Origin of the sequence: Billgrantia sulfidoxydans (assembly GCF_017868775.1) — a bacterium.
Taxonomy (GTDB): domain Bacteria; phylum Pseudomonadota; class Gammaproteobacteria; order Pseudomonadales; family Halomonadaceae; genus Halomonas; species Halomonas sulfidoxydans.
Genome location: NZ_CP053381.1, coordinates 214,523 through 237,323 on the forward strand (window position 1 = coordinate 214,523; position 22,801 = coordinate 237,323).

Annotated in this window: 27 protein-coding genes; 17 read left to right on the forward strand and 10 right to left on the reverse strand. The window is 63.4% G+C overall.

Going from position 1 to position 22,801, the window contains the following annotated elements:
- Nucleotides 1-3: 3 nt before the first annotated feature.
- From HNO51_RS00975 to HNO51_RS00995, 5 genes are all read right to left on the reverse strand, one after another.
- Nucleotides 4-1,068 (reverse strand): methylenetetrahydrofolate reductase, encoded by a 1,065-nt coding sequence (locus HNO51_RS00975; RefSeq protein ID WP_159548124.1) that lies wholly within the window; start codon nt 1,066-1,068, stop codon nt 4-6.
- Nucleotides 1,065-1,547, reverse strand: coding sequence for a methylenetetrahydrofolate reductase C-terminal domain-containing protein (locus HNO51_RS00980; RefSeq protein ID WP_159548126.1), 483 nt, complete (start codon nt 1,545-1,547; stop codon nt 1,065-1,067). The genes HNO51_RS00975 and HNO51_RS00980 overlap by 4 nt, the downstream gene beginning before the upstream one ends.
- Nucleotides 1,548-1,625: 78 nt before the next feature.
- A complete protein-coding gene (locus HNO51_RS00985) occupies nt 1,626-1,931 on the reverse strand; it encodes a virulence factor (protein WP_159548128.1) in 306 nt (101 codons plus the stop codon).
- The gene (locus HNO51_RS00990) at nt 1,928-2,539 is read right to left on the reverse strand and encodes a DUF1638 domain-containing protein (RefSeq protein ID WP_159548130.1); all 612 of its coding nucleotides are present in this window, start codon (nt 2,537-2,539) and stop codon (nt 1,928-1,930) included. The genes HNO51_RS00985 and HNO51_RS00990 overlap by 4 nt, the downstream gene beginning before the upstream one ends.
- A 19-nt stretch (nt 2,540-2,558) precedes the next feature.
- The gene (locus HNO51_RS00995) at nt 2,559-3,347 is read right to left on the reverse strand and encodes a corrinoid protein (protein WP_234283659.1); all 789 of its coding nucleotides are present in this window, start codon (nt 3,345-3,347) and stop codon (nt 2,559-2,561) included.
- A 237-nt stretch (nt 3,348-3,584) separates the two neighbouring features.
- Between HNO51_RS00995 and purU the strand changes: the two genes are divergently transcribed.
- The 5 genes from purU (at nt 3,585) to bmt (ending at nt 10,146) form a co-directional block, all read left to right on the forward strand.
- Nucleotides 3,585-4,463: a formyltetrahydrofolate deformylase gene (gene purU, locus HNO51_RS01000; RefSeq protein ID WP_159555647.1), complete on the forward strand. Its 879-nt coding sequence runs from the start codon at nt 3,585-3,587 to the stop codon at nt 4,461-4,463.
- A gap of 23 nt (nt 4,464-4,486) precedes the next feature.
- A complete protein-coding gene (folD, locus tag HNO51_RS01005; RefSeq protein WP_159548134.1) occupies nt 4,487-5,407 on the forward strand; it encodes a bifunctional methylenetetrahydrofolate dehydrogenase/methenyltetrahydrofolate cyclohydrolase FolD in 921 nt (306 codons plus the stop codon).
- A gap of 148 nt (nt 5,408-5,555) precedes the next feature.
- Nucleotides 5,556-7,115, forward strand: coding sequence for a trimethylamine methyltransferase family protein (locus HNO51_RS01010; RefSeq protein WP_197449233.1), 1,560 nt, complete (start codon nt 5,556-5,558; stop codon nt 7,113-7,115).
- A 120-nt stretch (nt 7,116-7,235) separates the two neighbouring features.
- A complete protein-coding gene (locus HNO51_RS01015; RefSeq protein WP_197449234.1) occupies nt 7,236-8,909 on the forward strand; it encodes a BCCT family transporter in 1,674 nt (557 codons plus the stop codon).
- Nucleotides 8,910-9,120: 211 nt separating this feature from the next.
- On the forward strand, nt 9,121-10,146 hold the full coding sequence (gene bmt / locus HNO51_RS01020) for a betaine--homocysteine S-methyltransferase (RefSeq protein ID WP_197449235.1): 1,026 nt from the start codon (nt 9,121-9,123) through the stop codon (nt 10,144-10,146).
- Here the strand turns inward: bmt and HNO51_RS21230 are convergent.
- Nucleotides 10,136-10,354, reverse strand: a complete 219-nt coding sequence (locus tag HNO51_RS21230) for a PLP-dependent transferase (protein ID WP_197449236.1) — start codon at nt 10,352-10,354, stop codon at nt 10,136-10,138. The two genes, bmt and HNO51_RS21230, sit on opposite strands and share 11 nt — an antisense overlap.
- 333 nt (nt 10,355-10,687) lie before the next feature.
- Between HNO51_RS21230 and HNO51_RS01030 the strand changes: the two genes are divergently transcribed.
- Genes HNO51_RS01030 through HNO51_RS01040 form a run of 3 tightly spaced genes read left to right on the forward strand, consistent with a single transcriptional unit; the run spans nt 10,688 to nt 12,162 of the window.
- Complete coding sequence (locus HNO51_RS01030) at nt 10,688-10,921, forward strand: transmembrane sensor/regulator PpyR (RefSeq protein WP_159548140.1); 234 nt, start codon at nt 10,688-10,690, stop codon at nt 10,919-10,921.
- Nucleotides 10,922-10,953: 32 nt separating this feature from the next.
- On the forward strand, nt 10,954-11,661 hold the full coding sequence (locus tag HNO51_RS01035) for a succinate dehydrogenase iron-sulfur subunit (RefSeq protein ID WP_159548142.1): 708 nt from the start codon (nt 10,954-10,956) through the stop codon (nt 11,659-11,661).
- A gap of 42 nt (nt 11,662-11,703) precedes the next feature.
- Nucleotides 11,704-12,162, forward strand: coding sequence for a 2-hydroxyacyl-CoA dehydratase (locus tag HNO51_RS01040; RefSeq protein WP_159548144.1), 459 nt, complete (start codon nt 11,704-11,706; stop codon nt 12,160-12,162).
- A 111-nt stretch (nt 12,163-12,273) separates the two neighbouring features.
- On the opposite strand, the gene HNO51_RS01045 is transcribed toward HNO51_RS01040, so the two are convergent.
- On the reverse strand, nt 12,274-12,837 hold the full coding sequence (locus HNO51_RS01045) for a YIP1 family protein (RefSeq protein ID WP_209538272.1): 564 nt from the start codon (nt 12,835-12,837) through the stop codon (nt 12,274-12,276).
- A 69-nt stretch (nt 12,838-12,906) separates the two neighbouring features.
- A complete protein-coding gene (locus HNO51_RS01050; protein ID WP_159548148.1) occupies nt 12,907-13,470 on the reverse strand; it encodes a Yip1 family protein in 564 nt (187 codons plus the stop codon).
- A gap of 97 nt (nt 13,471-13,567) precedes the next feature.
- Between HNO51_RS01050 and HNO51_RS01055 the strand changes: the two genes are divergently transcribed.
- Nucleotides 13,568-14,005 carry a MarR family winged helix-turn-helix transcriptional regulator gene (locus tag HNO51_RS01055; protein WP_159548150.1) on the forward strand — a complete coding sequence of 146 codons (438 nt, stop codon included), beginning with the start codon at nt 13,568-13,570 and terminating at the stop codon, nt 14,003-14,005.
- A gap of 93 nt (nt 14,006-14,098) precedes the next feature.
- Nucleotides 14,099-15,256, forward strand: coding sequence for a cytochrome P450 (locus HNO51_RS01060; RefSeq protein ID WP_209538273.1), 1,158 nt, complete (start codon nt 14,099-14,101; stop codon nt 15,254-15,256).
- A gap of 40 nt (nt 15,257-15,296) precedes the next feature.
- On the opposite strand, the gene HNO51_RS01065 is transcribed toward HNO51_RS01060, so the two are convergent.
- Complete coding sequence (locus HNO51_RS01065) at nt 15,297-16,511, reverse strand: cytochrome D1 domain-containing protein (protein WP_197449240.1); 1,215 nt, start codon at nt 16,509-16,511, stop codon at nt 15,297-15,299.
- 14 nt (nt 16,512-16,525) lie between these two features.
- A complete protein-coding gene (locus HNO51_RS01070) occupies nt 16,526-16,870 on the reverse strand; it encodes a c-type cytochrome (protein WP_197449241.1) in 345 nt (114 codons plus the stop codon).
- A gap of 192 nt (nt 16,871-17,062) precedes the next feature.
- On the opposite strand from HNO51_RS01070, the gene HNO51_RS01075 reads away from it, so the two are divergent.
- From HNO51_RS01075 to HNO51_RS01105, 7 genes are all read left to right on the forward strand, one after another.
- Entirely contained in the window at nt 17,063-17,566 is a 504-nt protein-coding gene (locus HNO51_RS01075; protein WP_234283658.1) for an Lrp/AsnC family transcriptional regulator, read from the forward strand.
- Nucleotides 17,563-18,084 (forward strand): siroheme decarboxylase subunit beta, encoded by a 522-nt coding sequence (gene ahbB / locus HNO51_RS01080; protein ID WP_197449242.1) that lies wholly within the window; start codon nt 17,563-17,565, stop codon nt 18,082-18,084. Before HNO51_RS01075 ends, ahbB (HNO51_RS01080) begins: the two co-directional genes overlap by 4 nt.
- Nucleotides 18,081-18,563: an Lrp/AsnC family transcriptional regulator gene (locus HNO51_RS01085; protein WP_197449243.1), complete on the forward strand. Its 483-nt coding sequence runs from the start codon at nt 18,081-18,083 to the stop codon at nt 18,561-18,563. The genes ahbB (HNO51_RS01080) and HNO51_RS01085 overlap by 4 nt, the downstream gene beginning before the upstream one ends.
- Nucleotides 18,538-19,086: a siroheme decarboxylase subunit beta gene (ahbB, locus tag HNO51_RS01090; RefSeq protein ID WP_197449244.1), complete on the forward strand. Its 549-nt coding sequence runs from the start codon at nt 18,538-18,540 to the stop codon at nt 19,084-19,086. The genes HNO51_RS01085 and ahbB (HNO51_RS01090) overlap by 26 nt, the downstream gene beginning before the upstream one ends.
- Before the next feature lie 28 nt (nt 19,087-19,114).
- Entirely contained in the window at nt 19,115-20,329 is a 1,215-nt protein-coding gene (gene nirJ, locus HNO51_RS01095; RefSeq protein ID WP_209538274.1) for a heme d1 biosynthesis radical SAM protein NirJ, read from the forward strand.
- An 88-nt stretch (nt 20,330-20,417) separates the two neighbouring features.
- Entirely contained in the window at nt 20,418-21,269 is an 852-nt protein-coding gene (cobA, locus tag HNO51_RS01100; protein ID WP_209538275.1) for a uroporphyrinogen-III C-methyltransferase, read from the forward strand.
- Nucleotides 21,266-22,795, forward strand: a complete 1,530-nt coding sequence (locus HNO51_RS01105; RefSeq protein ID WP_276571215.1) for a nitrite reductase — start codon at nt 21,266-21,268, stop codon at nt 22,793-22,795. The genes cobA and HNO51_RS01105 overlap by 4 nt, the downstream gene beginning before the upstream one ends.
- Nucleotides 22,796-22,801: the final 6 nt, after the last annotated feature.

Genomic DNA, 22,801 nt, shown 5'->3' on the forward strand with positions numbered 1-22,801 from the left:
GGGTCATCCCGACACAGGCTCGAACTCTTCCGCCAGCGCGTCGGGCGACTCCGGATTGAGTTCGGCCGGGTTGTCGCGCCCCGGGTACCAGGGCACGCGGCCCTCCAGCACGCCGGTGCCTTCGATGATCTCGGCCACGGTATGCTCCTGGCGGTAGGCCATGATGTGGGCACCGCTGACCCCAGGGATCTCGCGGATCTGGTGAAGTAGGTCCATGCACAGCCGCTTGCCCTCCTCCTTCTGGTTCTGGGCGCCCTCGAGGCGCGCGATCACAGCATCGGGGATGTGCACGCCGGGCACGTTGTCGCGGATCCAGCGTGCACTGCGCGCCGAGGCGAGCGGCCCGACGCCGGGCAGGATGAATACGCGGTCCGGCCCCTCGAGCAGCCCCAGGTCGTTCACCTTGAGCATGAAGTCACGCAGCCGGGGGATGTCGAAGCAGTACTGGGTCTGGATGAACTGCGCCCCGGCAGCGACCTTCTTGGCCAACCGGTGCGGGCGCCACTCCAGGGGTGGCACAAAAGGGTTCTCGGCCGCGCCGAGGAAGATCCGCGGTGGCACGTCGATCTTGCGCCCGCTCTGGAAGCGACACTCGTCGCGCATACCACGGGCGATCTCCAAGAGCGACATGGAGTCGAGATCGAACACTGGCTTGGCTTGGGGATGGTCGCCGGCCTGGACGCCGTCGCCGGACAGGCACAGTAGGTTGCAGGCGCCCATGGCCGCGGCCCCCAGGATCTCGCCCTGTATGGCGATGCGGTTCCGGTCGCGGCATGAGATCTGCAGAATGGTGGCATAACCCACTCGGGTGAGCAGCGAGCAGACCCCGACGCTGGACATGTGGCAGTGCGCACCGGAGCCGTCGGTGGCGTTGATGGCATCCACGTAACCGTCGAAGATCGCCGCACGCTTGAGCACCTCGGCGGGGTCGGCGGAGTCCGGCGGGTCGATCTCGCTGGTGATGGCAAACTTGCCGGCGCGCAGCACGCGCTCCAGGCGCCCGGGCGAGACGTGGCCCGGCAGGATCGGCAGGGAGTAGCCCGGTACGGGCTCGTCGTCGAACTTCATTTCACGGCTCCGCTATCCGCGCGCTCGCGGGTTGGATCGGCCAGCTTGCGCACCACGCGCAGCCAGGACGAGGAATCCTTCAGGCGGAAGTCGACCGGCTGCTGCACCACCTGGATGCGATCGCCATACTTCATCCGGCGGCTGCCTTCCCAGGCCTCGACCCACACGCAGCGCATCTCCGGCTTGACCTCACAGTGGCCGTTGGCACGCACCCCGCCGCAGGGGCCGTTGCGCAGGTTCTTGGGGCAATTCATGGGGCAGGACATGCCGGTGGCGGAGAGCGCACACAGTCCGCACATCTGGCAATCGAACAGCAGGCCCTTGACGCCCTTCTCGATAGCCTTGACCGGGGCCTCGACGCGTTCATAGCCGATTCGCCGCCATAGCGGATGCAGCTTGACCAGCAGCGGCTCGAAGCCTCGATACACCCATTCGAACAGCCGGGCGTGACGGACCACCCAGCGCCTCACCTTGTACATCCTCTCCCTCCTTGCCTCCGCCCCCGAGATCGGGGACCGCGGCCATGGTCATTGTTTTTGTCGTCGTCGCGGGCGCTCTCAGGCGGGCAGGGCCAGCCCCTTCTGGCGCACCAACTGCTTGAGTGCCTCGTCATCGAAGCTTGCCTCGAGGCGTGCCGCCTCGGCTTCGGCCTCCGCCTGCAGGTTGTCGCTGCACTCGCGCGGGACGCTGCGCTGCCAGTCGGCCATGTACGCCTCCGAGCCGCCCTTGCCAGCCCGCATGGCCGCCCGGTCGATGGCGTGCTGGAAGCGCGGCGACAGTAGCACCTTGGCACTCTTGCGCCCCTGCTTGGTGATTACCTGGGCGGGAATATCCCGCCAGCTGACGATGGTCAGAGTTGTCATGTTGCTCGCTCTACAGCGACCGGCTCTGAGACCAAGCGGACCAGGGAGGTCGCCAGCTCGCCGTAGCCGGTATGCCGGTATTCGAAGGAGAGTCCGAGTCGTGCGGCGGCACGCTGGGCCGCCGCCTGAAGAGCGGGATCGTCACGCTGCGACAAGTAGACGAGCCGGCGATACTGGCCGAAATAGAGACTTGCGAGTTGGGGGTGGTGCTCGATGCCGAGCTCCTGGATGACCAGCCGGTCGAAGTGGCGCACGAGAAAATCGGTCAGATAAAAGGTGCCCAACTCTTGTTCGCTGAGCGCCGCGATCACCGACTCCCCGGCATAGACGTCATAGCAGTGTGCCCCCGGCAACCGTTCGGCGCCATGCTCGGCCAGCACTTCGTCCAGCAATCCGCCCGTACCGCAGTCGGCGTAGGCTACGAAAATGCGCGAGTACCGCGATGCTTCCCGCAGTTTCCTGCCCACGGCCTCGGGTATCCGATCCGGCCGATTGTGCAGGTCCGCTGGCAGGCATTCCAGGCGCACATCATGCCAGTCATTGGCGTCGATCAGGGCCATGATCTCCCTAGCCAACGCACCGCAGGCAATGATGAGCGTGGATGACATGACGGCGGACCTCCTCGGCTCAGGCGGCGCGACGCGTCGCGATGAGTTCCTTGGCCATATCGACCGCCACCCCGGCATCGCGGCAGTAGGCATCGGCACCGATGGCCTGGCCGAACTCTTCATTGAGCGGGGCGCCACCGACCATGACGATGACATCGTCACGCAGCCCCTTCTCGACCAGCGTATCGATGACGACTTTCATGTAGGGCATGGTGGTGGTTAGCAGCGCCGACATGCCAAGGATGTCTGGCCTGTGCTCTTCCAGCGCTTCGATGTAGGCTTCCACTGGGATATTGATACCGATGTCGATCACCTCAAAGCCGGCACCTTCCATCATCATCGACACCAGGTTTTTGCCGATGTCGTGAATGTCGCCCTTGACGGTACCGATCACGATCTTTCCGATGGTCTCGGAGCCGGAAGCTGCCAGCAGGGGGCGCAGCACTTCCATGCCCCCCTTCATGGCATTGGCTGCCATCAATACTTCGGGGACGAAGAGGATGCCGTCACGAAAATCGACACCAACGATGGCCATGCCGCCCACCAGTGCTTCGTCGAGCACTTTGTTGGCGCTCCAGCCACGCTCGAGCAGGATCTCGGTGCCTTCGACCACTTCGTCGCGTAGCCCATTGTAGAGATCGTCGTGTATTTGCTCGACGAGCTCGTCATCGGGTAGGTCGTTTAGGTCGAAGTCTTCGTTTTCATTGTACTGTTCTGTCATGGCGCTCCGCTCCTGGTCATTCCATACCCAAATTACGGGTATGGTTGCGAATGCAGCGTATGCGCTCGCCTTAGGGAACATATCCATGCAAGCGACGCCTTCATGTCGAAAAGCGCCATGCGCCTCGCTCCTTCTGGCGTTTTTAAAATATCTTGCAGTTTATTGATTTGAGTCAATTTTTACGATTTTCAAACTTTTCCCTCGTGGTCGCTGCGACAACGTTTCGCGTCGCCTGCAGACATGCGCGCCGATGCCACCGGAGTAAATTGCGACGCATGCCTGAACAACTTCAACAACAACAGCCAAGTGACGCCGAGGTTAGCCATGTCCGCTATGATCGAAGGGAAGAATATTTACTTGCTGAAGGCCAACTGCAAGGGGGCCATCGGTACCGTTTCCCGACTTACTACCTACCTTGCCCAGCGTCACTGCTACATCATGGAGCTGGCCCAGTTTGATGAAATTGAAACCGGTAATTTTTATGTCCGCTGCGTTTTTTCCACCACACCTGGCATCACTCCCAAGTTGGAGGAACTCAGGACCGAATTCGGCCAGGGCGTTGCCGAGCGCGACGGCATGGAGTGGGAGATGCACGACACCCTGGCCCTGCCCAAGGTGCTGATCATGGTGTCGAAGTACGATCATTGCCTCGATGATCTTTTGTATCGACAGCGGACTGGCGAGATCAAGATGGAGATTCCGGCCATCGTCTCCAATCACCCCGACCTAAAGCGCCTCGCCGACTGGTATGAGATTCCTTTCTATCACCTACCCATTACACCGGAGACCAAGCAGGAACAGGAGCGCCAGGTACTCGACCTCATTGAGGAAACGGGGGCCGAGCTGGTCGTCCTTGCGCGTTACATGCAAATCCTTTCCTCCAACCTATGCGAGGAACTGGCTGGTCGCGCCATCAATATCCACCACTCTTTCCTTCCGGGCTTCAAAGGCGCCAAGCCCTATCACCAGGCCTTTGAGCGGGGCGTCAAGCTGATCGGCGCCACCGCCCACTACGTTACAACCGACCTGGACGAAGGGCCGATCATCGAACAAGTCGTCGAACGGGTCGACCACACCTACAGTCCTGCCCAATTGGCAGCCGTGGGACGCGATGCCGAGAACATGGCGCTGTCGCGGGCGGTCCGTTACCACCTGGAGCATCGCGTCTTCCCCAATGGCAACAAGACCGTCGTCTTCCGCTGAGGCGCCCGACAGGAGGAAAGACCATGTCCATCCTGATCGATGGCAAGGCCCACGCCGCTCGGCTTCGCGAAGAGATCGGCCGTCAAGTAGGCAGACTGCGTCAGCACGACCTGATCACACCCGGCCTGGCCGTGATCCTCGTCGGCGAGGATCCAGCCAGTCAAGTCTATGTGCGCAACAAGGCGACCCAGGCCCGGGAAGCTGGCATGTCCTCGTTCGAATACCGCCTGGCTGACAGCGTGCCCCAAATCCAGTTACTCGACCTGATCGAGCGGCTCAACTGCGATCCGGAAGTGCACGGCATCCTGGTCCAGCTGCCGCTACCGCCTCAGGTCGATGAGGCACGTGTAATCCAGGCCATCTGTCCAGCCAAGGACATTGATGGCTTCCATCCGATCAACGTGGGCAACATCGCCACGGGGGGATACGGGATGGTGCCCTGCACGCCACTCGGCTGCCTGACGCTGCTCAAATTTCAACTGGGTGATCTGAGTGGCAAGCGTGCCGTAGTGCTGGGGCGCTCCAACATCGTTGGCAAGCCGATGGCCAGCCTGCTGCTGAAGGAGCACTGCACCGTGACCGTCGCGCACTCACGCACACGGCAACTCGAGGAGGTGTGCCGTCAGGCAGACATCTTGGTGGCTGCGGTAGGCCGGCCGTGCCTGGTCAAGGAGGACTGGATCAAGCCCGGGGCCACGGTGATCGACGTAGGCATCAATCGCATCGAGGCCGATGGACGGACGCGGCTGGTTGGAGACGTGGACTTCGAAGGTGCCCGCAAGGTTGCCGGCGCCCTTACACCGGTCCCCGGTGGCGTCGGCCCCATGACCATCGCCTGCCTGTTACTCAACACCTTGGAAGCCACCTGCCGACAGCATGACATTCCCTTCCCCGACGACATCATGTCGCTGGCTTGGGGGAGCACGTCGGCCGAGATGGCCTAATAACCGTCATCGCCTATGGCGATGGCGCTGCACAGCGGTAGACCAGTCGGTATATGCGGGTCGCTGGATGAGCAATGCCAGCCTGTCGGTGCTCCGCATGTTGCCCTCTCTCCAACCTACTTTCTGCAAAACAAAGCCGGAGAACGCCATGGATTCCACCTCATCTCGCCGCCGTACCCGCACCGCTGGAAACGCCCGCCGCGCCGGTAGAGGGGCCACCGCCGTCTCGGTCCAGCCCTACGCCACACGCCAAATCCCTCACTTCGAAATCCTCGATCACGCGGGGCTCTCCCTCCTTGAGGAGAATGCCGACACCATCCTCGAGGAGATTGGCATCGATTTTCGCGACGATGAGGAAGCCCTGCAGATCTGGCGTGATGCCGGTGCCGACGTGCAGGGGGAGCGCGTACGCATGCCGCGTGGCCTGTGCCGGCGGCTGATCCAGGATAGCGCGCCTCGCCAGTTTACCCAGCACGCGCGAAATCCTGCACGCAATGTGGAGATCGGCGGGCCGCACACCGTCTACGTGCCTGCCTACGGCTGCCCCTTCGTGCACGACATCGACCGTGGAAGGCGCTATGGCACGCTCGAAGACTTCCAGAACTTCGTCAAGCTCGCCTACCTGTCACCGAGCCTCCATCACTCCGGCGGTACCATTTGTGAGCCAGTCGACCTGCCGGTCAACAAGCGTCACTTCGACATGATCTACAGCCACATGAAGTACTCTGACAAGTGCTTCATGGGCTCGGTGACCCACCCAGATCGCGCCCGGGACACGGTCGAGATGGCCAAGATCCTGTTCGGCGAACGCTGGATCGATCCCGACACCGGCAAGCCGCGCACCTGTGTGATCAGCTTGATCAACGCCAACTCGCCGATGACCTTTGATGACACCATGCTGGGTGCCGCAAAGGTCTATGCGCGAGCCAACCAGGCCTGCATCGTGACCCCCTTCATCTTGGCAGGCGCCATGTCACCGGTGACCGTGGCCGGCACCGCCGCCCAGACCCTGGCCGAGGCCATGGCCGGTATGGCCTTCATACAGCTGGTGAACCCGGGCGCCCCGGTGGTGCTGGGCAGCTTCGCCAGCTCCATGTCGATGCAGTCCGGCGCCCCCACCTTTGGTACGCCGGAGCCGGCGCTGGTGCTCTACGTCATGGCGAGCCTGGCCCGCCGCCTCGGAGTACCCTTTCGTTCCGGCGGCTCGTTCACCGCCTCCAAGTTGCCTGACGCCCAGGCCGCCAGCGAGAGTGCCAACACCCTGCTGCCCACCACCCTGGGCGGCGTCAACTTCGCGCTGCATTCGGCGGGTTGGCTGGAAGGGGGGCTGGCCATGGGTTACGAGAAGTTCATCATGGATGCCGACCAGACCGGCATGATGCAGACGCTGCTCAAGGGTGTCGATCTGTCGGAGAACGGCCAGGCCATGGACGCCATTCGCGAGGTCGGCCCCGGCAAGCATTTCCTGGGCTGTGCGCATACCCAGGCCAACTTCAAGGACGCTTTTTACCTCTCACTGATCGCCGACAACAACAGCTTCGAGCAGTGGGATGCCGACGGCCGGCTGGACATGGCCCAGCGCGCCAACGCCCGGTGGAAGAAACTACTCGCCGAATACGAGGCGCCGCCCTTGGATCCGGCGATTGACGAGGCTCTGCTCAACTACATGGCAACCCGCAAGGCAGCCTTCCCCGATTCCAATATATAGCCGCCAGCTAAACCACGATGCCAACCGGTCCCGCCAAGCCGGCTGGCGTCCCGACTGGAGGAGCCGAAGCATTGGCGATCATCACCGCAACGAGATAACAACAACTTGAGGAATCTGTAGATGAAAGAACCCATCTCACCACCCTCCGATGGAGTTCCAGCCCCCGAGGGCCCAGCCGACCTGATCGATACCGATTACGTGATCGGGCAGGACAACATCATCGGCGAGTTCAAGCTGAACCTGGACATCCACGGCAAGGTATTCGCCATCTCGGCCCTGGTCACGCTGTTCTTCGTCATTCTAACCCTGGCCCTGCACAGCGAAGTGGAGCCGCTGTTCACCGGGCTGCGCAACTGGCTGACCAGCCACCTCACCTGGTTCTTCCTGCTCTCCGCCAATATCTTCGTGGTGCTCTGCCTGGTGCTGGTCGTCTCGCCATTGGGCAAGGTGCGCATCGGTGGTGCCAACGCCAGGCCCGACTTCTCCTATTCGGCCTGGTTCTCGATGCTGTTCGCCGCCGGCATGGGCATTGGCCTGATGTTCTACGGCGTCTCGGAGCCCATGTCGCACTTCGCCTCCTCTCTCGGCGGTACCAGCCTGGACGGTGGCATGCGCAGCGACTGGGCACCCCTGGGCGCCGCCGTCGGCAACCCCGAGGCGGCGGCGCGGCTGGGCATGGCGGCCAGCATCTTCCACTGGGGCCTGCATCCCTGGGCGATCTACGCCGTGGTGGCACTGGCCCTGGCGATCTTCTCCTACAACAAGGGCCTGCCGCTGACCATGCGCTCGATCTTCTACCCCATGCTGGGTGAGCGCATCTGGGGCTGGCCAGGCCATGCCATCGACATCCTGGCGGTCTTCGCAACGCTGTTCGGCCTGGCCACCTCGCTGGGATTGGGTGCCTCCCAGGCCACGGCGGGGCTGGGTTACCTGTTCGGCACGCCGGGTGGGGATACCACCATGGTGCTGCTGATCATCGGCATCACGCTGATCGCTATCCTCTCCATCGTGGCTGGCGTCGACAAGGGCGTGCGCCGGCTGTCAGAGATCAACATGGTGCTGGCTTTCCTGCTGCTGGCGTTCGTGATCGTCGTGGGCCCGACCCTGGTGATCTTCACCGGCGTACTGGACAATCTGGTCGCCTACATCACCCACCTGCCGGCGCTCTCGGCGCCGTTCGGTCGCGAGGATGCCAACTTCAGCCAGGGATGGACGGCCTTCTACTGGGCCTGGTGGATCTCCTGGTCGCCCTTCGTCGGCATGTTCATCGCCCGGGTATCACGCGGGCGCAGCGTGCGCGAATTCATCATCGCCGTACTGCTGATTCCCTCGCTGGTTTCGGTAGTGTGGATGACCGCCTTCGGCGGCACCGCCGTCAACCAGTTGGTGACCACTGGTTTCGAGGGTGTCCAGGATGCGGCCCTGGAGCTGCAATTGTTCGTGATGCTCGGCGAACTGCCGCTGACCGCCATCACCTCCTTCGTCGGCATCGTGCTGGTCGTGGTCTTCTTCGTCACTTCCTCAGATTCCGGCTCGCTGGTGATCGATACCATCACGGCCGGCGGCAAGGTCGACGCCCCCAAGCCGCAGCGCGTGTTTTGGGCGGTGATCGAAGGCCTGATTGCGATTGCTCTGCTGCTCGGTGGCGGGTTGGTCGCGCTGCAGGCCATGGCTGTCTCCACGGGCTTGCCATTCACATTGGTGCTTCTCGCAGGTTGTTTTGCAATCGTTAAAGGTCTGCTGAGTGAGCATCGCTTGATTAATCCCAAGTATAGAAAAACATCGATCACATAATTGAGTTGTGATAGAGAAAGCCGGCTAGGAGGACTTGGAGTCCGCCTAGCCAGCTTATTTATCGATTTGTCGATTCATTAAGGGAGTGGTATCTGACTTTCTTGGTAGTGTCAGTGCGTGAATTACGATACGAAATATGTGCAGAAGTGCATGCATTAAAGAAGCGCTTCTACAGCGTTGTTGGTGGATCTAAGCTAAGGGAAAGATTGATATGGCTAGCTGTAATAAGCTCGAGCAAATTTTGACGTCTCGCGATTGGTTGCTGGCAGATGGGGCTACGGGGACCAACCTGTTCGACATGGGTTTGACGTCTGGCGAAGCACCGGAATTGTGGAATGAGCTCTACCCTCGGAGAATTGCTCGAATGTATACTCTAGCCTTGGAAGCCGGCAGCGATATTTTTCTGACTAATTCTTTTGGTAGTAATGCCGCACGGCTTAGGCTACATGGATCACAACACCGAGCTCGCGAATTATCTCGACTGTCCGCCGCCATCGCACGAGATGTAGCAGACCGCTATCCGCGCCCCATCGTTGTTGCAGGTTCTGTGGGGCCAACGGGTGAAATAATGTCTCCCTTGGGCTCGCTAACTCATGAGTTGGCAGTGGAGATCTTTCATGAGCAGGCTGAAGGCCTCAAGGAAGGTGGTGCCGACGTATTGTGGCTGGAGACCATGTCATCAATTGAAGAACTTCAGGCTGCGAGCGATGCCTTTAAACTGGCCAGTATGCCTTGGTGTGGGACGATGAGCTTTGATACGGCTGGGAGAACCATGATGGGTGTGACCGCTCAGAGCGCGATGGAGACGGTTGGTCAGATGCCTAACATGCCAGTAGCGTTTGGAGCGAACTGCGGCGTTGGGGCATCGGATTTGATGCGCACGGTCCTGAACTTTACGTCTCAAGGTAATGCAGTCCCAATTATTGCTAAAGGAAATGCTGGCATACCGGAATACTTCGATGGACATATTCGCTATAGTGGGACTCCTGAGCTCATGGCCGATTATGCGGTTCTGGCGCGGGACGCGGGAGCCAAAATAATTGGTGGCTGCTGTGGTACGACTCCGGAGCATCTCGCTAGGATGCGCGCAGCGCTTGAAGAAAGGCCGCGAGGTGAACGACCCACTTTGGAGCAGATTCGCAATGTGCTGGGTGAATTCTCCTCGGTCAGTGATGACCATGGTAAATCCCGGGAAGGACCTAATCGTCGAAATCGCCGAAGTAAATTTAACAAGTGATCAAGGAGCTGTAACCGGCTGATGTCGCAGTCAATGCACCCGGCAAGGTGCCTCCATAGACCTCGCCGAGGCAGACGATGCCGCGCTGCCCATGAGTCAACAGCAGGTCGCTGATGGCTCTCATGCCCGAAGAGAACGACCAGGCTGCCTCGGCATCCTCCAGAGCAGCTAGCGTCTCCTCCAGAGCGTATAGGGTGGATTCTGGCATAACGCGTGTAGAGCGGCCCTTGGCGACGCCCTTCGACTACCTCCAGCAAGGCTTTACAGACGCTTCACCCCAAACCTTGATCACGATCAGGGCAGTGATGCCAAGTGATCCGGGAGGTTTTCGAACTTGATCCCTACCGCTAAGGCCACAGGCGGTCATCAATATCATGAGGTTTTACGTGCTCTTGCCGCTTCGGCTGGCGACACTGGGAATACTCTTGCCGGGTTATTCGACGAGGCGTGGCGGCTATGCTATAAGGAGTATGTGAGATGCTTCTTTTGTTCGTAAGGGGTGTGAAGGTTGACGCCTGGAAGAGGAACGAGGAGGAGTGATATGCGGCGATACTTTGATGACCCCCAATGTGCCCATGCCCTGGGGAATGCTTTACTGCTTCTAGGGCTGGTATTGCTGGGTGTCGGTGTGACGGGAGGCTACCTCATCGACGGCCGCCTGTCGCTGATCGCTCAAGTTCTGGCTCACGTACTGATCATTCTCGGACCTACACTGGTGAAGCTCGGGTACATACTGCGCATCAATGCCCGACATCGCCTACATCTCACCTATTGAGATGCGTCCACCTGTCGGCAGGGAAAACCGCCATGTTTAGCGTCCGGCTCTATCGCTACCATCCCGAACACGACGCGGCGCCGCGTATGGAAACCTATGAGGTCGAGGAGCGATTCCGCTTAGCGATGGTGCTTGATGTGCTCGAATACCTGAAGCATCAGGACACGACTCTGACCTATCGACGCTCCTGTCGTGAGGGGGTGTGCGGCTCGGATGGCATGAACATCAACGGCAAGAATGGCCTGGCCTGTATTACGCCGGTCGCCGAGGCACTGAACGGCACCGATATCCTGATCTTGCGTCCCTTGCCCGGTATGCCGGTCATCCGCGACCTGGTAGTCGATCAAGCACAGTTCATGCGCCAGTTCGAGAAGATTCGCCCCTGGTTGATCAACGACGAGCCACCCATCGCCCGGGAACGCCTGCAGAGCCCCGAGGAGCGCGAGAAACTCGACGGGCTCTATGAATGCATTCTCTGCGCCTGTTGCAGCTCGGCCTGTCCGTCCTGGTGGTGGAACCCGGATAAGTACATCGGTCCTGCGGGGTTGTTGCAAGCCTACCGCTTTCTGATCGATAGCCGAGATACCGCAACCAGCGATCGCCTGGCCGACCTCGATGACCCCTTCAGCGTGTTCCGCTGTCGACAGATCGCCAACTGCACCTGGGTGTGCCCCAAGGGGCTAAACCCGTTGAAGGCGATCGGTCACATCAAGGCCATGCTGCTGAAACATGGAACCTGACACTCCTTAATGCGCCGCAAACTGTGGCAGGAGGCAATTCTCATGGCTTTTCGCCAAGTCAAGGATCTGCTCGTCTGGATACGCGATTTTCATGCTCGGCTGGGGGAGCAGTACGCCCAACTGGCTGAAGTACAACAGGATGAGCGGATGAGGATGGCACTTGCGTTCCTTGCAGATCGTGAGAAGCGCATGTCGAGTGGCATGTTGGCCTATCTTGAGGATGGCCGCGAAGGATTGCTCACGACCTGGCTAATCGACAGCCAGGAATTCGGTCATCCTGACGTGCTGGAGCGGATACCTCGCTGCCTGGGCTGTCGCGATACCCACGACCTCCTCGCTAACGTGATGACCGCCCACCAGACGCTCAAGGACATGTACCGGTTGCGTGCCGAATTGGCTTCCATACCTGAGGAAGCTGAGCTGTTCGAACAGCTGGCCGAGCAGCAGGATGCAGAAGCCCGCCTGCAAACACGTGACTTCGCACGCCTCGAGATGTACTGAAGCCAGAGCACTCGCAGTGGGCCTGATGTGGCCCAGATAGGCCGCAGAACGAGAGCCGCATGACGTCCGAGCCCAGAGCTGGCCACCCACGGCGTGTCCAGCATGGGCAAGCTACAGCGCCCAGACCAGCGCCAACAGTATTCCCCACGCCATCAGCCCGAAGGCCATCACCGTGTAGGTGGCCGACATCACCATGACATCGTCCTCCTCGCGCTCGGCGAGCGCCTGCAGGCCGTGGTAGACCAGCCCGCACGACAGCATCATCGCCAGCAGCACGCCACAGATGATGAACACCATGTCGGGGACGAACAGCGTCAGCGAGGAGAACCACAGCGGCAGCGGCGCCATGGCGGCGAGGAAGTAGGCGTCGCGGTGGCTCAGCCGCAGGCGGTGGGCGCGCGCCACGCCGTGGATCAGCCAGCCCATCACCAGGAAGGTGAGCAGCTCGGCGGTGAAGAGGGCCGGCGCGATAATTGCCCAGGGGCGATCGGCCAGGCCGGGCAGCAGGGCATCGCCATGCCGGTAGATGGCGTAGTGCAGCATGACCGGCGGCAGCAGCGACAGCGGCAGTACCACGCGCAGGATCAAGGCATTGAGAGAAGGGCGCTCGCGTCGCAGTTGCTGCCAGCCTCCCTCTTGCGTGAAGGGAAGCTGCAGAATCAGGGAAATGTTCATGGTTTTGCCTTTGCCAGTGTTATGCCGTGTCGTTGTTACATGCAGTGCTGCTCATTCGCTGAAGAGGAATCAGTACGCCCAGACTATGGCCATCAGCAGTCCCCAGGCCAGAACACCGCCAGCCATGACGGTATAGGTCGCAGACATTGCCACGACATCGCTATCCTCGCGATGGCACAGGGCCTGCAGGCCGTGGTAAATCAGGCTGCAGGAAATCCCCAGGGCCACGATTGCCACCAGCGTGTTGAGCAGCACGCTAGGAATCAGCAGGGCCAGCGAGGCGGACCACAGCGGCAACGGCGCCAGGGCCGCAAGCAAGTAAGCGTCGTGGTAATCGATTGACATGTCATCGCTATTGACCACCGCATGAATCAGCCATCCCATTACGAAGAAAGTGAGCAGCTCGGCGAGAAACAGGATCGTGGTGATGTAACGCCATGGACGCTCACCGAACCCAGCAATGAAGGTGTCACCATAGTGCGTGCCGGCGTAATAGAGCAGCACGGGGGGAAGCAGTGACATGGGCAATACCACCAGCCAGACCAACTTCGGAATGGAGGGGCGTCCTTGACGCAGTTGCTGCCAGCCGCCTGCGCGGGTGAAGGGGAGCTGCAGAATTATCGCGAGATTCATGGCGGACACCCCAGTCGAGATTTTTATATCATGCTATGATATTGTTTATGCGCCAAATCGCAATATGTCAAGACTCACCTGTCAGGAGAGCGGCTCGATGTCCGAGCATGATTCATCTGAAGCGGTATCCAGCCCTTTGACCAAGCAGGATTTCGAGCGGCTTTCCCACTTTCGCCACCAGCTGCGCTGTTTCTTGCGGGTCAGCGAAGATATTTGCCAGCAGCATGGCCTCACCTCGCTGCAGTATCAGCTGCTGCTGCACCTGAAGGGGTTTACGGGGCGGGAGTGGGCCACGGTGGGGGAGCTCGCCGAACGGCTCCAGGCCAAGCATCACGGCACCGTGATGCTGGTCGATCGCTGCGAGCAGCTCGGCCTGGTGCAGCGAAGCCCCGGACGCAACGACCGGCGGCGCAGCGAAGTGCACCTGCTGCCGAAGGGGGCGCTGATCGTCGAACAGGTTGCCAGCGAGCATCAGCCGGAGTTGCGTCACTTGCAGGAGGAGTTCCAACTGCCCGGCTGGTCGGAGTCAGTTTAGGGCATCGTGCTGAAATCACGTTTCGTTTTCATGTGCCGCAGAGCGTGCTGACGATACCGGTACATGGTCCGTTGCTTGTATTGAGGAGAGAGTATGAATGACAGCCAACGTCAGGATTGGGACCCCCGCGCCGAGTCAGTGCTTGAAGATCAAATAACCGCCTATGATAGCATGCGCCGCCGCTGCCCGGTGGCCTACAGCGATTACCTGCAGTGGTCGCTGTTTCGCCACGAAGATGTAATGCGAGTGCTCTTGGATCACGAAACCTTCAGCAACGCTGCCAGTCACCATCTCTCCGTGCCCAATGCCATGGACCCGCCCGAGCACACGCATTTTCGGCAGCTCATCGAGCCTTATTTTCTCCCTGAGGCGATGGCGGCGTTCGAGCCGTACTGTCGAGAAATCGCCAAGCGCGTGGTGGCACGGCTGCCGCAAACGGGTGAGATCGAGGCAATGGCCGAGCTGGGGCAGAACTTCGCCTTGGAGATCCAGTGTGCCTACATGGGTTGGCCCGAGAGCCTGCATGAACCATTGCGTGACTGGGTGGAGTGCCAGCAAGCGGCAACCCTGGCAGGTGATCGCCAGGCTCTGGGTGAGTTGGCGTTGGAGTTCGATAGCGTGATTCGCGACCTGCTGGCTGAGCGTCGGACGGCCGGTGAGGCTGCGCCGGATGATGTCACCTCATGCATCATGAACGAGACGGTACAGGGCCGACCGCTCGCTGATGAAGAGATCGTCAGTATCATTCGCAACTGGACGGTGGGTGAGTTGGGTACAATCGCTGCAAGTGTGGGAATACTGGTGCGCTACCTGGCTGAGCATTCAACGTTGCAGGCCAGGCTGCGCGGAGAGCCGGAGCTGTTACCGACGGCCATCGACGAGATCTTAAGGTTGGATGCACCGCTGATATCCAATCGGCGCGTGACCAGGCAGCCGGTAGAGATTGGCGGGCGGCAGATACCCGCCGGGGAGCGACTGACGATTCTGTGGGGCTCGGCGAACAGAGACGAGGCGGTCTTTGGCGATCCGGATGAGCTTCGGTTGGATCGGGACCCCCAGACCAACCTGCTCTACGGTGCCGGCATCCATGTCTGCCCCGGCGCGCCGCTGGCACGTATGGAACTGCGCCTGATCATGGAGGCGCTTCTCGCCGGTACCCTCCACCTGGCCTTGATAGCCGACAAACCGGCGGTTCGGGCCAGATTTCCCGCTGGTGGTTACTCATCGGTGCCCATCAGGGTGACGCGCTGAATCATCGGCCGGTCCTCTGTGGCCGGCCGATCGGCATCGTTCATAGCCCGATCTGGTGGGCCCGATGGGTAAAGAAGATCCCGCTGGGTGATTCGGCCGGCAGTCTGGCCAGCTCCTCGAAGGTGCGGGTGTCGTAGACCACCACCTGGTTGCTGTCCCGCGCCGAGATCCAGATGTGCTCGCCGCGCGGGGTGAACTCCTTGTGCAGGATCGATTCCCCCGGCTCGAGGGTCTCGATCACCTCCAGGGTCTGGGTGTCGATCACCTGCACCCGGCCGTTGTCGGGGTGGGCGAAGGTGACCCACACCTGGCGCTCGTCGGGGCGGCTCATGACGAAGATCGGCTGGCCCTGCACCGGGATGCGTCCGACCAGCGACCAGTTGTCGCTGTCGGCCACCAGCACCTCGTGGCGCCCCACCGCGGGGAAGAAGGCCAGGTCGCCGGCCATCGCCCAGCCCTCCAGGTGCGGCATCTTGTAGACCGGCAGGCGCTCCTCGCCGCGGCCGTAGCCGGGCAGGATGCGCTCCACGCCCTTTTCGGGATGCCACAGGTCGAGCAGGGCCATGCCGTCCTCGCCGAACAGCCCGGCGATATAGTAGCGCCCGTTGCCGCTAATCAGGGCGTCGTACGGCTCCTGGCCCACGTCTCGGTGCTTGTCGAGCACCGGCTCGTCGCCGCTCATGTCCAGGGTCCAGATCTCACCGGCCTCGAACAGGCTGAAGACGAAGCGGTTGCCGGGCGCGTCGACCACGCCCACCACCTTGGCCTGGGCGATGCTGCCGTCGGCCTTCTCGTAGTCGGCCGGCACGTCGGCCACCAGCGCCAGCGTCTCGCTGTCGAACACCTTCACGCCGCCAGGCTCGTAGTTGCCCACCGCCACGAAGCGGCCGTCCTGCGAGATGGCGCCGCCGATGCTGTTGCCCGACTGGATGACGCGCCCGGCGATCTCCCCGGTCAGCAGGTCGAGCTTGGTCAGTCCGCCGTCGCGGCCGAAGACGAAGGCGTACCTGGCATCGCGGCTGAATTTCACCGAGGCGTGGGAGAGGTCGCCGAAGCCGCCGACGTGGCGCAGCACCTCGCGGCGGGTGGTGTCGACCAGCGCCACGCTGCCGCTGGCGCGCTCGATCACCACGCCGAGGTCGCCGGTGCCACGCAGCTCGCTGCCCGTGGCGGTCTCGGCGGCAGCCGGGCCGGTGGTGAACAGGGCCAGGCCAGCGGCGGCGAGCAGGCGCGTCATGGGGAGCGAAAGGGGCATGGCGATCTCCAGGGTCAGTCGCGTTGCAGCGTTTCCAGGCGGTTGTCGGTGCGCAGGTGATCGGCGATCCAGCGTGCCTCCGCCTCGCTGAGCAGGGCCTTCCAGCTCGGCATGGCGCTGCCGGGAATGCCGTGGCGGATGATGTGCGTGAGCGCCTCGGGGCTGAAGCCCTGCATGCGATCGCGGGGCAGCGCCGGGCCCAGCCCGCCGCGCAGGGTCATGCCGTGGCAGGAGCCGCAGTCCTGGTAGAGCAGGGTCTCGAGCTCGGCCCGGCGCTCGGGGCCGAGCGCGTCGGCGCCGGCCAGGGCCGGCAGGGCCAGGGTGGTGAAGAGCAGCGACCTCAGGACCGGCGATGTCATGCAGCACCTCGCAGCGTGGCGGTGGGTCAGGCAGGGAGCGGGCCGTCGCCGCAGTGTCCCGCCCCGGAAAAGGGCCCGCCTTGACCGTCATCAAGCTCTCGGCAAGTCGCTCGGGTCTTTTGACTTGCGTCAACGGCATGGCCGATGGCGGCGTTCTGGCCTGATGTGGCATGTAAGATACCGCTTAAGATCATGTCTCCATCGTCCGCCCGGTACCTGCCCATGGCCGAACTCGATGCACTCGACCGACGCCTCATCGATGCCTTCCAGCGCGACCTGCCGCTATGCCCGCGGCCCTTCGCCGTCATGGCCGAGCGTCTGGGCGTGAGCGAAGCGGAGGTGCTGGCGCGCCTTCATGCGCTCCAGCAGGACGAAGTGCTGAGCCGCGTGGGGCCGGTGTTCGACCACGCCCGCGCCGGGGCCAGCCTGCTGGCGGCCGTTTCCGTGCCCGAGGCCGAGCGTGACGCGGTGGCGACGGCGATCAATCGCTCCCCCGGGGTCAATCACAACTATGCGAGAGAACACGACTTCAACCTCTGGTTCGTGATGACGGCCGCCGACGAGAACCAGCTCGAGGCACGCCTGGAGGCGCTGGAGGAGGAGCTCGGCCGGCCGCTGCTGCGCCTGCCGATGGTCGAGGGTTACCACATCGACCTTGGCTTCCCGATCCCCTGGGACGAGCTGGAGGCGCCATGACGCGGCTCTCGTCGCATCTCCTTCCCCCCCAGGCCAGGACGGCGTCGCTGCGCCTACGTGCGCTGCTGGAGCGCGGCCTGCCGCTGACCGAGCGCCCCTGGCGCGCGCTCGCCGAGCAGTGCGGCATGAGCGAAGGCGAGGTGCTGGCCTGGGTCGAGCGCTGGCAGCAGCAGGGGATGATCAAGCGCTTGGGGCTGGTGGTGCGCCATCATGCCCTGGGCATTCGCGCCAACGCCATGGTGGTGTGGGACCTGCCCGACGAGCACGTGAGCGAAGTGGGCCGGCGGCTGGCCGCGGAGCCCGCGGTGACGCTCTGCTACCGCCGTCGTCGCCAGCCGCCCGAGTGGCCCTACAACCTGTTCTGCATGATCCACGGCAGCCACCGCGAGCGGGTGCTGGCGGCGCTCGACGAGATCGTAGGGCGCCACGGCCTGCAGGGCATCCCCCGCCGCGTGCTGTTCAGCCACAAGGCCTACAAGCAGTGCGGCGGCCGCTACACCCACGAGGAAGAGCCATGAGCGGCGAGCGCGTCTCCCGGCCGGAGCCGGCCGAACTCGACGACGCCGACCGGCGCATCGTCAACCGCCTGCAGGAGGGCCTGCCGCTGTGCGAGCGGCCCTACGCCTTCGTCGCCGCCGAGCTGGCGCTCTCCGAGGGGGAGCTGCTCTATCGCCTCGAGCGGCTGCTCGAAGCCGGAGTACTCAGCCGCTTCGGGCCCATGTACCACGCCGAGCGCCTGGGCGGCGGCCTGACCCTGGCGGCGCTGGCGGTGCCGGAAGCCGATTACGAGCGAGTCATCGCGGCGGTCAACGCCTTCCCCGAGGTCGCCCACAACTACCGCCGCGAGCACCGCCTCAACATGTGGTTCGTGCTGGCCACCGAGACGCCGCAGCGCATCGGCGAGGTGATCGCGGCGATCGAAGCCGCCACCGGCCTTGCGGTGTTCAACATGCCCAAGCAGGAGGAATTCCATGTCCGACTCCACCTGCCCGTCTGAGCCGCCTGCCGTCGCCGCGGACTCGGATGGCCTGGATGAGCTCGATCGCGCCATCGTGCTGGCCACTCAGGCCGGCCTGCCGCTGGTACCGGACCCCTGGGGCGCGGTGGGCAGCCCGTTGGGCCTGGCCGGCAACGAGGTGCGCGCGCGCATGCAGCGCATGATCGACAGCGGCGTGATTCGCCGTATTGCCGCGGTGCCCAACCACTACCGCCTGGGCTACATGGCCAACGGCATGAGCGTGTGGGACGTCGACGACGCTCGCATCGACCGGCTCGGGCGCGAGGTGGCCGCCGTTCCGGGGGTCAGCCACTGCTACCGCCGGCCGCGCCACCTGCCCGACTGGCCCTACAACCTGTTCGTCATGCTGCATGGGCACACGCGCGACGAGGTCGAGCGCCAGGCCGAGGCGCTGCACGAGCGGCTCGGCGAGGCCTGCCGCGACTACCGCATCCTGTACAGCACGCGCATTCTCAAGAAGACCGGCCTGCGGCTCGTCCGCCGACCCGGCCCGCCGCGCTGAGGTTCGCTCAGCGCCAGAGGAGGTTTGCATGTTTCGCGTCACCCGCTACGTCAAGTCGCTGCTCGAGCCCGCGATCCCCGATCACGCCACCGCGGGGCCGGCCGCCAAGCCCCCCGGGCCGGTGGTGATCTGGAACCTGATCCGACGCTGCAACCTGACCTGCAAGCACTGCTACACGGTGTCGGCGGACGTCGACTTCCAGGGCGAACTTTCCACCGACGAGGTCTTCACCGTCCTCGACGACCTCAAGCGCTTCCGCGTGCCGGCGCTGATCCTCTCCGGCGGCGAGCCGCTGATGCGGCCCGACATCTTCGAGATCTCCCGGCGCGCCCGCGAACTCGGCATCTACACCGGGCTCTCCACCAACGGCACCCTGATCGACGAGCGCAACATCGCGCGCATCGCCGAGTGCGGTTACGACTACGTGGGCATCAGCATCGACGGCCTCGAGGCCACCCATGACGAGTTCCGCCGCCGAAAGGGCGCGTTTCGCGAGTCGATGCATGCGGTGAAGCTGTGCAAGCAGCACGGCATCAAGGTGGGGCTGCGCTTCACCCTGACCCAGCAGAACTACGAGCAGCTCGATGCCATCCTGGCGCTGATCGAGGAGCACGACGTCGACAAGTTCTACCTCTCGCACCTCAACTACGGCGGGCGCGGACACCGCCACCGCAAGCAGGACGCCTGGTACCGGATGACCCGCGACGCCATGACGCGGCTGTTCGACCACTGCCGTGACGAACTCGAGCGCGGCGTCGAGCGCGAGTACGTTACCGGCAACAACGACGCCGACGGTCCCTTCCTGCTGATGTGGGCCCGCGAGCATTTCCCCGACCGGGCCGAGGCGCTGGAGCGGCGCCTGCTCGACTGGGGTGGCAACGCCTCGGGGGAGCACATCGCCAACATCGACAACCTGGGCACGGTGCACCCGGACACCTTCTGGTGGGACCACGACCTCGGCAACGTGCGCCAGCGCCCCTTCTCCGAGATCTGGCGCGACAGCCAGGATGCGCTGATGCAGGGCTTCCGCCAGCGTCCGCGTCCGCTCAAGGGGCGCTGCGCGGAGTGTTGCTTTCTTTCCATCTGCAACGGCAATACCCGGGTGCGGGCTTGGAAGGTGACCGGCGACCCCTGGGAGGAGGATCCCGGCTGCTACCTCAGCAACGCGGAGATCGGCGTCGAGCCGAGTCGGCAGCGCCGCGTGGCCGCCCCGTTCGATGCCATCCAGGCCATTGAGCTCTGACACGAACAGAGCCGACGAACGAACCCTGCAACCCTGCACAAGAAAACGAATGCCAAGACCGCGTTGACGCTTCGGGGAGAGGCCGACCATGACCACACACCGCCATTCGCGATACCTCAGTTTCGCCCACGACGAGGCGCCGCTGGCCCCCGGCGAAGTCGCCATCGTCGGTGCCGGCCCGGGCGATCCGGGCCTGCTGACCCTGCGCGCGCTGTCGCTGCTGCAGCAGGCCGATTGCCTGGTGTTCGACCGCCTGGTGTCCGAGGAGGTATTGGCTCTGGCCCGCCCCGAGGCGGTGCGCTACTACGTGGGCAAGGCCTCGAGCCATCACTCGCTGCCCCAGGAGCAAACCAACGCCCTGCTGGTCGAGCTGGCCCTCGAGGGCAAGCGGGTGCTGCGCCTCAAGGGTGGCGACCCTTACATCTTCGGCCGCGGCGGCGAGGAGGCCGAGCACCTGGTCGCCTGCGGCGTCGGCTTTCGCGTGGTACCGGGCATCACTTCGGCCTCGGGCTGCTCGAGCTACGCCGGGTTTCCGCTCACCCACCGCGATCATGCCCAGAGCGTCACCTTCGTCACCGGCCACGCCAAGGCCGACGGTGAACTGGCGCTGGACTGGGCCGCGCTGGCGGTGCCGCACCACACGGCGGTGTTCTACATGGGCCTGGCCAATGCCGCGTTGATCAGCACCGAGCTGCAGCGCCACGGCCTGCCGGCGGACCATCCGGTGGCCCTGGTGGAGCGCGGCACGACGCCTGGGCAGCGCCACGTGCTGTCCACCCTGGGTGAGCTGGAGGAGGCGATCGAGCGCGAGGCGCTCAAGCCGCCGACGCTGATCGTGGTGGGCGAGGTGGTGCGCCTGGCCGACACCCTGGGGCCCGGAATGACGACGATGGCACGCCACGGCGTGACACCGATGGATGGCCGGAGGCTGGCCGTATGAGGCGCATACTGCCGCTATTCGCCGTTCTGCTGGGCCTGGCACTGCCCGTTTCGTCGCTGGCGCAGGCCGATGCGCCGGACCCCACCATGCTCTACCATCAGCACTGCGCCGCCTGCCACGGTGTCGATCGGCTGGGCGGCATCGGCCCCGCACTGCTGCCCGACAACCTCTCACGGCTGAAGCCGGCCGAGGCCGTCGAGGTGATCCGCGGTGGCCGCCTCGCCACGCAGATGCCGGCCTTCGGCGAGATGCTCGGCGAGGCCGAGGTCGGCGCCCTGGCCGAGTGGATCTACGCGCGGCCCGAGGTCGAACCGAGCTGGAGCGATGCGGACATCCTGGCCAGCCACGTGGTCAACCACTACCACGGGACGCTGCCCGACGAGCCGGTGTTCGAGGTGGAGGATCTCAAGAATTTGTTCGTCGTAGTCGAGATCGGCGACCACCACGTCAGCCTACTCGACGGCGACCGCTTCGAGCGCATCGCCCGCTTCCCCAGCCGCTACGCCCTGCACGGCGGGCCCAAGTACTCGCCGGATGGCCGCTACGTCTACTTCGGTTCCCGCGATGGCTGGGTGACCAAGTACGACATCTACAACCTCGAGGTCACCGCCGAGGTGCGCGCCGGCATCAACATGCGCAACATCGCCGTTTCCGCCGATGGCAATTACGTGCTGGCCGGCAATTACTTGCCTCATTCGCTGGTGCTGCTCGATGCGCGCAACCTCGAACTGATCGCCAGCATTCCGGTGGAGGGGCTCGACGGCGACACCTCGCGGGTCAGCGCCGTCTACACCGCGCCGCCGCGCAACAGTTTCGTCGTCGCGCTCAAGGACATCCCCGAGGTGTGGGAGATCCGTTGGCCCGAGGAGCGGGCCGCAGGCGACGAGGCGCTGGTCGGTGACTTCGCCCTGCACCGCATGGCGGCGCCGGACTACCTCGATGACTTCTTCTTCGACCCCGGTTACCGCTACCTGGTGGGGGCGGCGCGTGGCGGACAGGGTGGGCAGGTGTTCGACCTGGACAGCGAAGCCAAGGTCGCCGACCTGCCGTTGGAGGGCATGCCGCATCTCGGCGCCGGTATCACCTGGGAGCTGGATGGCCGCCGGGTGATGGCGATACCGCACATCGACCGCGGCCAGGTCTCGGTGTTCGACATGAGCGACTGGTCGCTGGTCAGCGAGATCGCGACCGACGGCCCCGGCTTCTTCATGCGCAGCCACGCCAACTCACCCTATGCCTGGGTCGACGTCTTCTTCGGCCCCAACCACGACCGCATCCACGTGATCGACAAGCGGACCCTGGAGATCGTCGAGACGCTGATTCCCGAGCCGGGCAAGACCGCCGCCCACGTCGAGTTCGACCGCCGCGGCGAGACCCTACTGCTAAGCATCTGGGACAACGACGGCTACCTGCTGTGGCTCGACGCCAACACCCTGGAGGAGCTGGGGCGCATGCCGATGAACAAGCCCTCGGGCAAGTACAACGTGTGGAACAAGACCCAGTACGAAGAGGGCACCAGCCATTAATTGTGC